The organism is Sedimentitalea sp. XS_ASV28, from assembly GCF_041224545.1.
Classification (GTDB): domain Bacteria; phylum Pseudomonadota; class Alphaproteobacteria; order Rhodobacterales; family Rhodobacteraceae; genus Sedimentitalea.
Genome location: NZ_JBGFGP010000025.1, coordinates 1 through 575 on the forward strand (window position 1 = coordinate 1; position 575 = coordinate 575).

Genomic DNA, 575 nt, shown 5'->3' on the forward strand with positions numbered 1-575 from the left:
CCACTCTTCCTTCGGCGTCGAGTTCTGTTTGTTGGCATCGGCCTCGATCAGGCTGGCGTCGATGGCCATCCTTTGCCCGCTGACCAGGCCCTCTTCGATACAGCGGGCCACCGTGGTCTCGAACAGGTGACCCCGATGCAGCTCGCTGTCGCGGAAACGCCCGTGCCGGTTCTTCGAGAAAGTCGAGTGATCCGGAACCCGATCGCTGAGGTCCAGGCGGCAAAACCAGCGATACGCCAAGTTCAGATGGACCTCTTCGCAGAGGCGCCGCTCGGACCGGACGCCAAAGCAATACCCAACCAGCAGCATCCGAATGAGCAGCTCTGGATCGACGGACGGCCGCCCGGTATGGCTGTAGAAATCAGCGAGGTAGCTGCGGATACCGGACAGATCCACGAACCGGTCAATCGATCGCAGGAGGTGGCTCTGGGGCACGTGATCCTCTAGCGAGAACTCATAAAACAGCGCCGGTTGCGCCTCCTGCCGCGGTCCCATCATCGCCGATCCTCCCATCCAACGCAGGAATTGAATCAGCCGACGCCCCTTCGATCAAGGGCGAGTTTTTCAACAAAATA

At 60.2% G+C, this 575-nt stretch carries 1 protein-coding gene; it reads right to left on the bottom strand.

All coding sequences use genetic code 11. The annotated features are described in order from the left end of the window. A partial coding sequence (locus AB9K34_RS00340; protein WP_369952505.1) for a transposase occupies window positions 1-498 on the bottom strand: 498 nt, incomplete at its 3' end. Window positions 499-575 lie beyond the last annotated feature (77 nt).